The 13,914-nt window shown below is 51.8% G+C and carries 17 protein-coding genes; 7 read left to right on the forward strand and 10 right to left on the reverse strand.

Going from position 1 to position 13,914, the window contains the following annotated elements; genetic code table 11:
• The first annotated feature begins 8 nt into the window (after window positions 1-8).
• Window positions 9-1,634 carry an alpha-amylase family protein gene (locus DD597_RS10090; RefSeq protein ID WP_129256149.1) on the forward strand — a complete coding sequence of 542 codons (1,626 nt, stop codon included), beginning with the start codon at window positions 9-11 and terminating at the stop codon, window positions 1,632-1,634.
• On the opposite strand, the gene DD597_RS10095 is transcribed toward DD597_RS10090, so the two are convergent.
• From DD597_RS10095 to DD597_RS10110, 4 genes are read right to left on the reverse strand one after another with little or no spacing between them, the layout of a single operon-like run.
• On the reverse strand, window positions 1,635-2,621 hold the full coding sequence (locus tag DD597_RS10095; protein WP_129256150.1) for an SDR family oxidoreductase: 987 nt from the start codon (window positions 2,619-2,621) through the stop codon (window positions 1,635-1,637).
• Window positions 2,622-2,637: 16 nt separating this feature from the next.
• Entirely contained in the window at window positions 2,638-3,156 is a 519-nt protein-coding gene (locus DD597_RS10100; RefSeq protein ID WP_023323703.1) for a 2-oxo-tetronate isomerase, read from the reverse strand.
• Between the two features lie 10 nt (window positions 3,157-3,166).
• A complete protein-coding gene (locus DD597_RS10105) occupies window positions 3,167-3,613 on the reverse strand; it encodes a DUF421 domain-containing protein (protein ID WP_006811854.1) in 447 nt (148 codons plus the stop codon).
• Between the two features lie 9 nt (window positions 3,614-3,622).
• Window positions 3,623-4,126 (reverse strand): hypothetical protein, encoded by a 504-nt coding sequence (locus DD597_RS10110; RefSeq protein WP_003862866.1) that lies wholly within the window; start codon window positions 4,124-4,126, stop codon window positions 3,623-3,625.
• Window positions 4,127-4,265: 139 nt separating this feature from the next.
• Between DD597_RS10110 and DD597_RS10115 the strand changes: the two genes are divergently transcribed.
• Together DD597_RS10115 and DD597_RS10120 are read left to right on the forward strand one after the other, a co-directional pair.
• On the forward strand, window positions 4,266-4,655 hold the full coding sequence (locus DD597_RS10115) for a YdeI family stress tolerance OB fold protein (RefSeq protein WP_003862868.1): 390 nt from the start codon (window positions 4,266-4,268) through the stop codon (window positions 4,653-4,655).
• A 61-nt stretch (window positions 4,656-4,716) separates the two neighbouring features.
• The gene (locus DD597_RS10120) at window positions 4,717-5,601 is read left to right on the forward strand and encodes an SDR family oxidoreductase (protein ID WP_003862870.1); all 885 of its coding nucleotides are present in this window, start codon (window positions 4,717-4,719) and stop codon (window positions 5,599-5,601) included.
• A 33-nt stretch (window positions 5,602-5,634) separates the two neighbouring features.
• Here the strand turns inward: DD597_RS10120 and DD597_RS10125 are convergent, their stop codons facing one another.
• On the reverse strand, window positions 5,635-7,617 hold the full coding sequence (locus DD597_RS10125) for an alkyl/aryl-sulfatase (protein ID WP_129256151.1): 1,983 nt from the start codon (window positions 7,615-7,617) through the stop codon (window positions 5,635-5,637).
• 168 nt (window positions 7,618-7,785) lie between these two features.
• Between DD597_RS10125 and DD597_RS10130 the strand changes: the two genes are divergently transcribed.
• On the forward strand, window positions 7,786-8,184 hold the full coding sequence (locus tag DD597_RS10130; protein ID WP_023323707.1) for a hypothetical protein: 399 nt from the start codon (window positions 7,786-7,788) through the stop codon (window positions 8,182-8,184).
• Window positions 8,185-8,243: 59 nt separating this feature from the next.
• Here DD597_RS10130 and DD597_RS10135 read toward each other — a convergent pair whose 3' ends face one another.
• The 5 genes from DD597_RS10135 to DD597_RS24850 all read right to left on the reverse strand — a co-directional run bounded on the left by DD597_RS10135 (window position 8,244) and on the right by DD597_RS24850 (window position 12,119).
• Window positions 8,244-8,855 carry an outer membrane beta-barrel protein gene (locus DD597_RS10135; RefSeq protein WP_003862873.1) on the reverse strand — a complete coding sequence of 204 codons (612 nt, stop codon included), beginning with the start codon at window positions 8,853-8,855 and terminating at the stop codon, window positions 8,244-8,246.
• A 100-nt stretch (window positions 8,856-8,955) separates the two neighbouring features.
• Entirely contained in the window at window positions 8,956-9,585 is a 630-nt protein-coding gene (locus tag DD597_RS10140; RefSeq protein ID WP_003862875.1) for a winged helix-turn-helix transcriptional regulator, read from the reverse strand.
• Between the two features lie 63 nt (window positions 9,586-9,648).
• On the reverse strand, window positions 9,649-10,824 hold the full coding sequence (locus DD597_RS10145; RefSeq protein ID WP_129256152.1) for an OmpP1/FadL family transporter: 1,176 nt from the start codon (window positions 10,822-10,824) through the stop codon (window positions 9,649-9,651).
• 223 nt (window positions 10,825-11,047) lie between these two features.
• Window positions 11,048-11,716, reverse strand: a complete 669-nt coding sequence (locus DD597_RS10150) for an isochorismatase family protein (RefSeq protein ID WP_017382881.1) — start codon at window positions 11,714-11,716, stop codon at window positions 11,048-11,050.
• Between the two features lie 259 nt (window positions 11,717-11,975).
• Entirely contained in the window at window positions 11,976-12,119 is a 144-nt protein-coding gene (locus tag DD597_RS24850) for a hypothetical protein (protein WP_015571788.1), read from the reverse strand.
• Between the two features lie 374 nt (window positions 12,120-12,493).
• Between DD597_RS24850 and DD597_RS10155 the strand changes: the two genes are divergently transcribed.
• From DD597_RS10155 to DD597_RS10165, 3 genes are read left to right on the forward strand one after another with little or no spacing between them, the layout of a single operon-like run.
• Window positions 12,494-12,985, forward strand: coding sequence for an Hcp family type VI secretion system effector (locus DD597_RS10155; protein ID WP_015571789.1), 492 nt, complete (start codon window positions 12,494-12,496; stop codon window positions 12,983-12,985).
• Entirely contained in the window at window positions 12,982-13,395 is a 414-nt protein-coding gene (locus tag DD597_RS10160; RefSeq protein WP_232969554.1) for a polymorphic toxin type 44 domain-containing protein, read from the forward strand. The genes DD597_RS10155 and DD597_RS10160 overlap by 4 nt, the downstream gene beginning before the upstream one ends.
• Window positions 13,373-13,798: a hypothetical protein gene (locus DD597_RS10165; protein WP_023295378.1), complete on the forward strand. Its 426-nt coding sequence runs from the start codon at window positions 13,373-13,375 to the stop codon at window positions 13,796-13,798. Before DD597_RS10160 ends, DD597_RS10165 begins: the two co-directional genes overlap by 23 nt.
• Window positions 13,799-13,914: the final 116 nt, after the last annotated feature.

Below are 13,914 nucleotides of genomic sequence, written 5' to 3' on the forward strand. Positions count from 1 at the left end.
GGATTACTATGGCAGGCTGGCATACACGCGCCATTATTTACCAGATAGATACTGCCATGTTTTACGATCTGAACGGCGATGGCTGTGGCGACATCGCCGGAATTGCCGCGAAGCTACGCTACATCCGCCGGATGGGCGCGACGGTTATCTGGATCACTCCGTTTTACCTCACGCCTTTTCTCGATGAAGGCTATGACGTGAGCGACCATTTGCAGGTCGATCCCCGCTTCGGCAAGCTCAACGATATCATCGCCTTTATTGAACAGGCGCGGGAGCTGGGGATGCAGGTCATTATTGAGCTGCTGATCCAGCATACCTCGGATGCGCATCCCTGGTTTCAACAGGCCCGCCGCAACCCTCAGTCACCCTATCGTGACTATTACCTGTGGTCCGACACGGACGACGATGATACGCCGCCGATGTTCCCCGGCGTGGAGAAGAGTATCTGGACATGGGACGACGAGGCGGGGCAATACTATCGGCATATGTTTTATCACCACGAGCCGGATCTCAATCTGGCCTCCCCTGCGGTGCTGAAGGAGGTTGAGAACATCATCATCTTCTGGCTAAAGCTCGGGGTGTCGGGCTTTCGCCTGGATGCGGCGTCGCACCTGACAAAACAGGCCGGACGTGGGGATGAAAAACGCGGCCTGTGGATCCTGGAGCATCTGCGCCGTCTTATCGAGCAGCGTAACCCGGATGCGATCCTGCTCGGCGAAGTCGACGTGGAGGTCGAGGCCTACAAAGATTATTTTGGTCAGAACGACCGGCTCAACCTGGTGCTGAATTTCTGGCTCAATAAGTACTTCTACGTCAGCCTTGCGGAGAAAAGCGCACGACCGCTGCGCAACGCGGTAAAGAAGATGATTGTGCCGCCTGACTCCTGCTGCTTCGCCAACTGGCTGCGCAATCATGATGAGCTGGATCTGGAAGGGATAGGAAAAAAAGCGAAGCAGACCGTCATTGATGCCTTTGCCCCTGACAAAGAAATGAGTGTGTATCAGCGAGGTATCCGCCGCCGTCTGGCGCCGATGCTTAATGGCGATCGTAAGCGGCTGGCCTTTTGCCATGCGGTCTTGTTTTCGCTGCCGGGCGTACCGGTCATGCGCTACGGGGATGAGATTGGCATGGGAGATGATTTGGAACTGGAGGAGCGTTACGCCGTACGCACCCCGATGCAGTGGGCCGGATCGCAAGGCGGCGGTTTCTCAGACGCCGACCCGGAAACTTTTATCGCCCCGATGATTGACCGCGGCCCGTACCGCTATCAAAAAATCAACGTGGCGGATTCGCTGTTGCACCGCAACTCACTCCTGCACTGCATTATCGATATCGCCAATACGCGCTCGGAGTTCCCTGAGATCGGCGTCGCGCCGTTTCGTCTTATTAATATCGACAGCGATGCGGTGCTGGGGATCTATTACGAAACCGACACGCGCAGCATTCTGACCTTCGTTAACTTTAGCGATAAGCCCGTTAATTTTACCGCCAGAGGGATCCGGCATGCGACCTGGACCGCCTGCCTGGCGGACAAACGCTACAACGACGCGCTGGTGTGCGGCAAAACCGTCGCGCTTAACCTCAGCGGCTATGGCTACCGCTGGTTCTGGACCGATCGTACCGCACTGCGCTGATTATCGTCTCCGCGAGAGCAGAAGACGCGCCACGATCGCACCCGTGACGGCGAGGGAGCCGAGCAGCACTTTCCCCGGCATGCCGGAGGTAACGCTGGTGGCGCGCTCTTTTGCTTCGTTGGTGAAGTGCCCGTGGATTTTATGCAGATCGTTAACCGGCTGATCCAGATAGTCCTGACGGTCATCCGCATTTAGCGTATCGGTCATCTGCCCTTCCCAGGCCTTTTTAACCATCAGCCGATCCAGAAAGCCGGGAAAAAGAAATTGCCCGACAATCGACTGGACGGTGCTGCTGCCCACCCACAGCTCCCGCACCGGTTTTTGCGCTACCTTGAAAATCGCGCTGGCAGCCACTTCCGGCTGAAACACGGGAGGAACCGGGCGCATCGCCCAGGAAAATTTATTCCTCGCCCACTCGAACTGCGGCGTGTTGAGGCCCGGCATCTGTACCATTGCGATCTGCACCCGGCTGTTTTCATGCATCAGCTCGGTGCGCACGGCGTCAGTAAACCCGCGGATCGCGGCTTTCGCCCCACAGTAGGCTGACTGCAAGGGAATGGAGCGGTAGGCCAGCGCGGAGCCAACCTGAATAATCGTCCCCCGGTCACGAGGAGTCATTAACTCCAGCGCGGCGCGGGTACCGTTAACATAGCCCAGATAGGTCACCTCGGTGACGCGGCGAAACTCCTCAGGCGACATGGTGCGAAACGGCGCCAGCATCCCGCCCATGGCGTTATTCACCCACACATCGATGGCCCCAAGCCGGTATTCAATCTCGTTAGCAGCATCGGTCACCGCCTTGCTGTCCGCCACGTCGGCCTGAACGGCACAGGCGTTGATCCCGAAACGGCGCAACTCCTCTTCTGTGGAGCGCAGGCTCTGCTCATCGCGGGCAATGATGCCCACATCGTAGCCCGCTTTGGCAAAGTGCAGCGCCGTGGCCTTCCCCACGCCCGCCGTACCGCCGGTAATCACGATGACAGCCATAGCCTTTCCCCTTGTTTCAGACGTTATCCCAGCCGGAGAGTATTTCGATCAGTTCAGACAGGGAATAACGCACCGCTTTATCCACCACATCCTGACATTCACCGGAAAACAGCACGGTGCGGGTTTCCGTCTGTCCGCGAATATTCCAGCCGAAGCAGACCGTACCGGCTGCGGTGCCATCGTCTCCGCCTTCCGGTCCCGCATAGCCGCTGATGGCAAGGCCAATATCCGCCTCGGCAATTTCGCGAATTTTAGCGGCCATCTCGGTCACCGTTTGTTCACTGACGGCGGTGAAGCGCTCAATGGTTTCGTGCCGCACGCCGAGGATCCTCTCCTTCGCCGCATCGCTGAACACCACCATGCCAACGTCATAAAATTCCGCGGTGTTCTCTTCGGCACAAAGCGCAACCGCGAGATTGCCGCCGGTACAGGACTCTGCGGTAGTTAACCGCAAACCTCTGTCCGTAAGCTGAGTGGCGAGCTTTTTCGTCAGCTCGCTGATGGTGTTGTTACTGTCGTGAATAAGATTGCTCATCGCGTTGCCCTTAATTTTCGTCAGGAATAATAGAAATATGACCATTACGCTCAAGAATAGCGTATTTTATCTCCTTCAATTCTGTAATACCGTGATTCTGGCGGGCTGATACCAATATATCATCACAGGATACATCGACCTTTTTCAGTTTATCGGCAAGGGGGACACCGTTCTCCACCAATATCACCGGCGTGCCATCAAGAATATTCTCAACAGTGGAAAAATATTTTTTCAGGAGGCCAAATATAATATCCACCACCACCAGCGTTGTTATTGTAATCATCGCACCAGTGACGGAAAAATCTTCGCCAAGCAGCGCCTGTTGTGTCGCTTCGCTGATAATTAAGAGCAAAATAAGGTCAAAACTGGTCATTTGTAGCAGGGCGCGCCGCCCGGCAACTTTAAACACAATGACCAGAAACAGGTAAATTGCCAGGGCACGAAAAACCATGTCCATATTCGACTCCTAGGGATAAATAAACTGCCAGAAACGGATATCTGGCTCGTTGTTTACGCGGATGCTGTTTGTCCACTTCCCTGCTTTTGACGGCGTGATGAATAATAGAACGGTAAATTTATCGGTCTGTTGTAAACGATCGTAGACGAGAAACAGGGTATTCCCCCGGCTGTACATGCTGTCCGGTTGTGGCCAGACGCTGCCGGGCTCATACACGTCGCTGCTTTCGCTGGTCAGGCTGAGGGTATATTTCCCCTCAGACGTCACCGGAAACGTCAGCGCCATCCGTGATTCGGTCTGGCGGCGACCGAAGCGCTCGTAGCTCAGAGCCAGGGATTTTGCATCGTTTGTTTTCTCCACGTCGCTGACCACACCGCTTGAAAACAGCCCGGCAATTGCCGCCACGATAATAGCTAACAGCACAATAAAACCCACCTGACGAAATGCGTACTCAAACGTCAGTAAACGATAACTCTCTTTTATCCCAGGCACTTTTTCATTTTTTGGTTCCATGGCAGTCGTCACCGTTTCGCTTAATTGCCGAAATTTTTGATTTCTCTGTGCAAATGCTTTTAAGACTTATCACATTTGCCACATAAAGAAATAGCAACAATACTTAATAAGTCAAGACATCCAAAATGAAGGATATCAGATGAAATTATCAGTGATTTCAGCCTTGTTAATATTAATTATCCCTACTGCCTGGGCAGATAATAACGGCGGGTTACAAAAGGGTGACGCGCCGCCACCGCCGCATGCGCTGGACAGCGGTTATCGTGGTACCGATGATGCGCGCATTATGACCATTACTCAGGCGAAAGAGATGCATGATGGCGCCTCTATTTCACTGCGCGGCAATCTTATTGATGGCAATGGCGATAAATACGTATTCCAGGATAAAACCGGGAAAATCGACGTTATTATCCCGAAAGCCGTATTTGACGACAGAACCGTGGAACCTGACAACATGATCAGTATTAGCGGCTCGCTCGATAAAAAATCATCCCCACCCGTAGTCCGGGTCAGCCACTTGCAAAAATAATTCAGCGAAGCGTTAACGCTGTAACTATCCATCAAATCTCACCCCTAACAAGGAGTTAGCTATGAGTGATAATGAACAACGTACGAACGCTTACCCAACGCCACCTTTCCCGAAGCAACCCCAGACGCCGCCGGGCCTGTCCTCAGAAATGGAACCCGTACCCGACCACGGCGAGAAGAGCTACAAAGGGCATGGACGTCTTGCCGGTAAGAAGGCGCTAATTACCGGGGGCGATTCCGGCATCGGACGCGCGGTAGCCATTGCCTATGCCCGCGAAGGGGCAGATGTCGCCATTAACTATTTGCCGGAAGAGGAAGAAGACGCAGCGGAAGTCATCGCCCTGATTAAAGCGGAAGGACGGAACGCCGTCGCGCTTCCGGGCGATGTGCGCGACGAAACTTTTTGTCAGAACCTGGTGGAGCAGGCCGTCTCAAAACTGGGCGGGCTGGATATCCTGGTGAATAACGCAGGCCGCCAGCAGTATCGTGAGTCGCTGGAAGAACTGACTACGGAAGATTTTGACGCGACCTTTAAGACCAACGTCTATGCGCCTTTCTGGATCACAAAGGCGGCGTTGCGCCACATGAAAGCTCCCGCTTCCATCATTAACACCTCCTCCGTTCAGGCGGTTAAACCGAGCGCCGTACTGCTTGACTATGCGCAGACCAAAGCCTGTCTCGCGGTGTTTACCAAAGCGCTGGCGAAACAGCTGGGTCCGAAAGGGATCCGCGTGAACGCGGTAGCGCCCGGACCTTACTGGACCGTGCTCCAGCCCAGCGGTGGGCAGCCACAGGAGAAAGTGAAACATTTTGGCGAGAGTACCCCTCTGGGACGCCCGGGACAGCCCGTGGAGATCGCACCGCTGTATGTCACTCTGGCCTCGGATGAGTGTTCATACACCTCCGGGCAGGTCTGGTGTTCAGACGGCGGCGACGGCGTCATTTGACGAAAAAGGCTGCGAAAGCAGCCTTTTTTACTTTTAAGGGGTGACGACAGGAAACCAGAAGCTGAAGCTCTCCATGCAGCGAAGCATTTCGTCTACCTTCGCGGCATTGCCGACGATCGTCACCTCTCCTGCCTGTTGCGCCTTTTTCAGCGTGGTCTCTTTGAGGATGATTTTATTCAGCGTTTCGCGGCTGAGCGTAATGGTTGCATCCGGATCTTCTGCCTGGATATTGGCACTATGGTTCAGCACGCCATTCTCCAGCTCCAGCTTATACCTGCCGCCCTCGCGGCCTAAATCAACGTTAAAAATGCCTCTGGCATTCGCCGCTCTGACGCCGTTAAGGTGAACGCCGAAATAGTCAAAAATCATCTCAGTCGACATGGCACGGACCGCATCCGGGCTGCCGGTATTGGGCGTCGGCATCCTCTTCACGCCGTTACGCAACTCCTGCGCACCGGTGAGGTAGGCGTTACGCCACGGTCCTGACTCAGCCTGGTATCCCAGCTGTTCAAACGCGTCCGCTTCCAGTTCGCGCGCTGCCTTATTATTCGGATCGGCAAAAACGACTTTACTGACCACCTGAGCCACCCAGCGATAATTCCCCCGGGCATAATCGACACGGGCTTTTTCAAGGATCGCACGGGCTCCGCCCATGTAATCGACATACTTTTTCGCCGCCTCGACCGGAGGCAGTTCATCGAGCGTCGCCGGATTGCCGTCGAACCAGCCAAGATAGTAAACATAGGTGGCTTTGTCGTTGTTGCTTACCGAGCCGTAATAGCCACGGCCTGCCCAGGATTTAGCCAGTCCGTAAGGCAGGGCGAAATTTGCGGCTATTTCATCCCTCGTCAGCCCCTTATTCGCCAGTCTGAGCGTCTGGTCGTTGATATAGCGGTAGATATCACGCTGGCTTTTCATCAGCTTCACCACTTTCTTATTACCCCATGTGGGCCAGTGGTGCTGCGCGATAATAATTTCCGCTTTATCCCCCCAACGATCGAGAGCGTTATTGATGTATTTTGACCATGCCAGCGGATCGTGTATCTTCGACCCGCGCAGCGAATAAGTATTGTGCAGGGTGTGAGTGACGTTCTCTGCTGCTTCAATCAGTTTTTTCTCTTCCACATACCAGAGCATTTCAGACGGCGCTTCCGACCCCGGCGCCAGCATAAAATCATAGGTGAGACCGTCGATGATCTCTTTCTGCCCGTCTTTGGTAATGGCGTGAGTGGGCGCGATAAGCGTGACCGTCCCCGCTGAGGTGGTCGTCCCCAGACCCGCCCCTATCTGACCTTTTACATTGGCCTTTAACAGGTTTCCGTAGATATAACTGGCACGGCGGCTCATGGCATTTCCGGCCATGATATTTTCCGATACCGCCTCTTCCATAAAACCTGCTGGAGCATAGACTTTCACTTTGCCGGTCATCACTCCCGCTTCATCGACCACGCCACGCACGCCGCCATAATGATCGACATGACTATGGGTATAAATAACGGCAACAACCGGGCGTTTGCCACGATGTTGAACGTAAAGATCCATGCCCGCTTTGGCCGTTTCCGCAGACACCAGCGGATCGATAACCGTGATCCCCTCTTTGCCCTCTATAATCGTCATATTCGACAGATCGAGGTTGCGGATCTGGTAGACGCCTTCCGTGACCTCAAACAGACCGCCAATATTATTCAGCTGCGCCTGACGCCACAGGCTCGGGTTGACGGTATCCGGCGCTTTTTGCCCTTCTTTGATAAAAGCGTATTTCTGGGGGTTCCAGATAACGGCGCCTTTTTCGTCTTTAATCACCGCGGCTGGCAGCGGGGCAATAAAGCCTTTGTGCGCATTTCGGAAATCGGTCTTATCAAAGAAGGGCAGTTGACCATAAAGTGCATCATTCATCTCTTTCGTATGGGCAGTGGCTCCCTTCCCTTCCTTTTGTGCCAGGACAGGCAATGAGGTCAACGAAACTAATAGCAGACCAGCAACGGCCATCGCACTAACGAGCGTTTTAAATTTCATACTTCCTCGAGGAGTTATATTCACGCTGGCGGTACATAGGGGGAAAGGAGGCTATCACCAGGCTTATCTTTAACCTATGAAATTAACGTTTATAAATAAGTTAATTCTTTCGTCGCTGCGGCCTTCAGGGATAATGCTGAGTCCAGTTTATTTCCCCGGAGTGATTCGATGAAGAGCCTGCCGTTCTTTTTCGCTGTATTAACCCTCAGCACATTAACAGCCTGTAGTTCTCCCCAACCAGACAATGTTGAAAAAATTAATCATCTGCAAATTCCACTGGTGTTGCCGGGGGAAAAATCGCCGCAGGTACAGATATCGCATATCGCGTCTCTTTATCAGGAAAATAAACAGCAGATCGAGACCCTAACGCGCAGCGTAAAATCACAGTATCTACAGGACACCACCGCAAAAGAAATTTTTGTTGCGGACAGTGCCGTTCAACGCGTATATGCCTCGCTGACCAAACTGGAACAGTTAGATATGGTTAATCAGCAATATCTGAAAGATAATAATGTCACGGGTCTGCAAAATATTCATATCGTTCTTGAACCGTTATTCACCAGCTGAAAACAAAAAACCCGGCAACTTAAGCAGCCGGGTTTTTATTAATGGGCATATCACGGGCATCAGTCGTACTGACCAAAGCGATAGCTAAGCCCTGCGGTGACGGAACTCAGGTCGCTGCTCACGCCGATCTGGTTAACATTGCCCACGTTGCTTACCCACTGATACTCCAGGCGGCCCGCCCAGTTTTTATTGAAGGCGTATTCAGTACCCACGGCAGCAAGCGGGCGCACACCGGTTTCAAAACGATTGTGGCCACTTACATCGGATTCAGCGCGATAGCCCATTGCGCCGGCACGGCCGTAAATATCCCAGTCATTGGTCAGGGCATAACTGGCCTTCAGAGACAGTTGCAGGCCCTGAGTTTTCATTTGCGCCCCTGCGCCATGCTGGCCTTTAATCTGCATGTTGCCTAAATAATCATAACCGCCTTCTACCGCAAGCCATGGGGTAATCTGATAACCCGTATAAACACCCCCGCCGACATTATCATGGTCAAAATCGAAGTGGTCGGAATGCGTGTTCTCAAACGCTTTTGAACCCATATTGGTATCAAAATAGTGAGACCAGCCGAATTTCGCCCCGCTATACCAGGTGCCCGCATCCGCGGCGGCGAAGGCGGAAGTGGCGGTAAATACATTAGCCACAATTAATGCGATAACTGTCTTTTTCATAAAAATACCGTTTACTTGATAAAGTTAAATCTGAGAAAGCAAACGATATAGAAAATTAACGGCAGCGTTAATTCCATTTCTGTTTAATTTTAAACTTCCGCTAGAATGATTCGGGTAAATGTCTGACTTCAAGCAGGTATCCGCCGCGCTTAAAGGAGATATATTCTCCCTGCTTAAGGGCGGATAATACATTGAGTATACTGCTGCGAGAGAGCAGCGTACGATCCTGAATATATTCCAGAATCGTGGTACGCAGACGCGTCTCTTCCGGGAGCAAAATCATTTCCTGAAGGTGGTTACGAATAACGGAATAGGTACGCTGCTGGAGTACCTGTGCATCACGAAATATTAAATAGGCCGTATGGTATGAAAGCAGCGCGGCGACATCCTCCCAGACGCCCTCGGCGCGAAACAACTCAGCCGCCTTGTCCGCATCGAGACGTAAAATAGTCGACTCCCTTTCCGCACGGAGAAGATGCCCCTGCGTAGGCTGGATCATCTCTGCAATACCAAACAAATGCGGCTCGTAAACGGTCACTACCACCAGTCCATCCGAAGCCCGCAGCAGGGATAACTCCCCTTCCAGAAAGAGGTACATCTGCTGTTTCCCCTTCCGTAACCAGGTGAGTCGCTTACGCGGAACAACGTGCACTTTCTCCGCTATCGGCTCAAGGATAGCGGTCAGTCGTTCGATGGATTTTTCGGGTCGAACAGGCGGTAAAATATGCATGGTACAACCTTCTGACATTCAATATCTGCCATTATAGACCATATATTTTAAGCGGTTAGCCGATCAAAACTGATAGCTGTAGTTGACGCTGGCAAACCAAAGATAAGGATGGTCGTAACTTCCGGCAAACGCCACCGGCGATTTCACATGCGACGACTGCATATGAAGATACGACACGGCAATACCAATATTGCTGGCCGGGGTGATCTGATACTGGGCTCCCGTACCAAATCGCCACTCATCGCCGGTAGGTAAGGTTAAGGCCACATCGCTCTGGCTTTCATACGGCGAGCTGTCGAACGCCACACCGGCATTCAGTCGCCACTGAGGCGTTGGACGATACTGCACGCCCACCGCACCGTGCCACGTGTCCTTCAGGCGGCTGACGTTGTTCAGCTGCTGGTCCCCGACGACGATTTGCGGCGCGCCGAACTGGCTCCAGTCCTGCCAGCCGAGATCGCCCATAACCGACCACCGCGGGTTAATATCATGCACCAGACTGAGCATGATTTGCTGCGGCGCGCTGATCTGTGCCGACAACGGCAGGTCGTAGGTGCCGTTCTGTAGACGCGCGTTGCCGTCAATATTGAAGCTGAAGTCCGTTTCGCTGTTCCAGGTAATACCGGCTCGGGTCTGGTCAGTTAGCTGCATCAGCAGCCCAAGCCGATAGCTCATGGCCAGGTCTTCATCGCGTCGCTGGTAGTCATCATCGTTAACGCTGCGAGTCAGCGAGAAATAACCGTAATTAACGTTGGCGGACGCCCCTATTGAGAGTCGGTCGTTGAGCTTGTATGCCAGTGACGGACTGAGCGTCATTGCAACCAGGGTACTCTTTTTAATCAGCCTGTCGCCCGCCCAGCTACCGTAATCGATCCCCAGACCGTAATTACCGTAAAGCCCGATCCCGGCATAAAGATCATCGTTTATCTTCTGGCTATAAAAGGCGCTGGCATTCGGGATGGTTTTCATCACGTCGCCGGGGCTTTGATGGGCATGGTTATCCAGCTGGTTGTCGATGGAGCCATCCATAACCTGTAACCCGCCAGTGACCATATGATCCGGCAGGCGCGTCATGCCAGCAGGGTTGGTCATGATTGTCGAGGCGTCCTGCGCACGAGCCGCCTGCCCTGCTCCGGCAAGCGCGGTATCTTCGGTGCCGGCTTCATAAAAATAGAGGGCGCTGGCATGGGCACTGGAGGCAGCTAATACGCCAGCGCACAGGAGGAGTCGTGTTTTCATCTGTGGTCCGGGAAATAAAAAATTTGCCGACAGATATAACAGGGGCGATTGATTACGTAAAAAGAAAGAGGGTTTAATTTTAAATTATGCGCGGTTCAGCCCCTCTTAATATCTCTGACAATTCAGCGACGTCCGGAATACGACGCCGCTACGTCCTGCACCTGTAATACGCTCAGGTACAGGACGATAAAATCCAGCAACTTTTATACAGGTTTATTAGGACTTACTTATAATGCTCCAGATTGGTTTCCGGGCCCGTTCTGGCAATTTCCTGAGCTTTGCCGAAACTTTCAATCAGGCACTTATATTCCGGACAGACATGCTCTGCCAGGATCTCAGCAAAGCGAGAACCTTCCTCGCGGTTCCAGGTTCTCATTAATTCAGCGACAATGGCAAACGTATCGGTAGGGATCGCCCCCGCCTGAGCCACGCGCGCGATGGTGGTATCGGTCGCGATTTTGGACCAGTTCCCCGAGGCATCCACAACACAGTAAACCTTATACCCCTCCTGGACAGCGCTAACCGCAGGGAACGCCATGCAGACGCTGGTGAGCGTGCCGGCAATAATCAGGGTCTTTCTGCCCGTCTTTTCCACTTCCTTCACAAACGCCGGATTATCCCAGGTATTAATCTGCCCGGTGCGTGGAACATACACGGCATGGGGTGCATATTTGTGAATTTCCGGGATGAGCGGGCCATTGGGACCGTCAGGAACAGAGGCCGTGGTGATCACCGGGATATTTAAAAGCGTGGCAACTTTGGCTATCGCTGTCACATAATTACGAAGGTCTGGTACAGGCACATCACGTACCGTGTTGAATAAGCCACTCTGATGGTCGATGAGTAAAATTACAGCGTCATCAGTATCAATCATACCGTTTGTAGCAGCCATATTTCTTTCCTCATGATTTCTTTTACATTGCCGTCAACTCTCCCGGCTCCGCGATTTTACATGCACATGGTCAGGGTATAATGCATTGATAAATCATAATGAATAGTAGTTCGATCCGGTCTGAATACCGCATCATTTCAGGACAATTTCTGGCACGGTACGCTGAGCCATCGACGCTGACGGAAAGCCCTCGTGAGGAGAAAAGATCTTTACAATGCCGTTATGCGGCCATTCGTATTCGTTCGGCTGAAGGCAAGCGTTACTCACTACTGGGATCGCCCTTATCCTCCCGCATGGATTCGATAAACTCCCGTTGCTCCTCTGTGAGTTCAAGCTCATCCAGCAAGCGATCTAACTCTTCTTCAGGTGATTCCTTTTGGTTCTTTCTCTTCCCGGTAGCCATACTCACCCTTGAGTTATTAGGATTAATCTCAGGGTATCCAGGGTACAGGAAATGTGCAACTTAGCGTGTTATGCCGACAACCGATCATAACAATGAACGAAAGGGGGAAGCAGGTACGCCAGTACAGGAAAGACTGATAGGGGTATTCCTGTTCCGGCGATGAAAGATAGCCAATTGAAAGCCTTGCCAGATTACATACGGGCTTTGCAATAATCGAGAGGGTGCAATACCTACCTTCCCTTTAGTTTAACTTAACTCAAATTTAATCACATTTAAATTAATGATTTTGTTAGATTTAATCGTTTATTGCCCTCTCACATATAGGTACACTTTCTCTATGGTTTTTTTTATAACAGCATGAGGAAAAAGTGAAAATGGCTATTCCAGCTTACCTATGGCTTAAAGATGACGGTGGCGCAGATATTAAAGGGTCTGTAGATGTTCAGGATCGTGAGGGCAGCATTGAGATCACTGGATTTTCCCATAATCTCAGCATTCCAACGGACTTAATGACTGGAAAGATCACAGGAACCCGCAAGCACTCTGCCGTGCTAATTCAAAAAGAGTTTGATAGCTCCTCCCCTTATCTTTATAAAGCTGTTGCTACTGGTCAGACGCTTAAATCTGCTGAGTTCAAATGGTATAAGATCAACGACGCAGGACAGGAAGCGGAATACTTCAACATCCTGCTTGAAAGTGTGAGAGTTGTCGGCGTTTCTCCAGTGATGCACGACACCAAAGATCCGACCAAAGAGAAGCACAACCACCTCGAGTGTGTAGAACTTCGCTATGAAAAAATCACGTGGAAATACTGCGATGGCAACGTTCAGTTTACCGATGCATGGAATGAGAGAGCGCAAGCGTGAGATACCCAACATTAGCAGCATCACCTCATCCGCCTTTTGATGTGTCATCTTTCGCCCCGCCAGGTGTGAATATCGTCAATAATATGATGATGGCTCGCTTTCACCGCGGCCCGTCAGCCCTTACCTATGCATGGTTTTATCAGCAGGTAAGAGGCCATGGTCCGTGGGATTACAAACAGCACGGGAGACAGTTTGAGAGCTTCGGAAACTTCCATTATGGTGCTGTTGGCCACGCTGCGGGGATTTCCGGCGAAGTATTACTTAGAGGCGCAGGATGGGCGCAAAGCCGCGCAGGAACAACGGATCCGGCTTTTGGTGATTGGTTTGGCTCAACGCCTTACGGTGATGATCCTAACGACCAGTACTGGATAAAAGCGGGTATCGACTATGCAAAACGCACAGGTTTTTAAGAAGCGGTATCTACTTCTGATCCTGTTGGCTGTTGTCGCCTATGGGATATACAACTTGCTGCACTTCTCACCACTTGAGCAAGTGATTATTAAGAAGGTGAAAGTTAACAATCTGGCTAATCTTTACATCACAGAAGCGAGTGCAGGAGCCACCACAGGCTTTTCCTACCGTTTCTATCTCTATGATGTAACCAAAGATGATAAAGCGTTTATGGCGAGTCTGGAGAACGATCACCAGCCTTTCATGATCACCACGGACAAAGATGCATTGAAGAAGGTCGAGAATAACGCGATCTACCTTTCCGTGAAGGGAACCATTTACACCTTTCACAGCCCTGCGGATTATCTGGCAGGTGGCTCGATCTACTCCGTCCCTGTCTATTTAACCGCATCACCATACTAAAAACATAGCCAGCTGCCACGCTGGCTCTTTCTCTTCTGGTTTTAGACAACAGAAACCATTAAGCCCCTTAGAGGTTAGAAGACAAGCGAAGCACAGCGATTTCATAAGACTGTCAG

It is taken from the genome of Enterobacter cloacae complex sp. 677-3DZ2D5B, from assembly GCF_004136695.1.
In the GTDB taxonomy this organism is placed as follows: Bacteria; Pseudomonadota; Gammaproteobacteria; order Enterobacterales; family Enterobacteriaceae; genus Enterobacter; species Enterobacter hormaechei_C.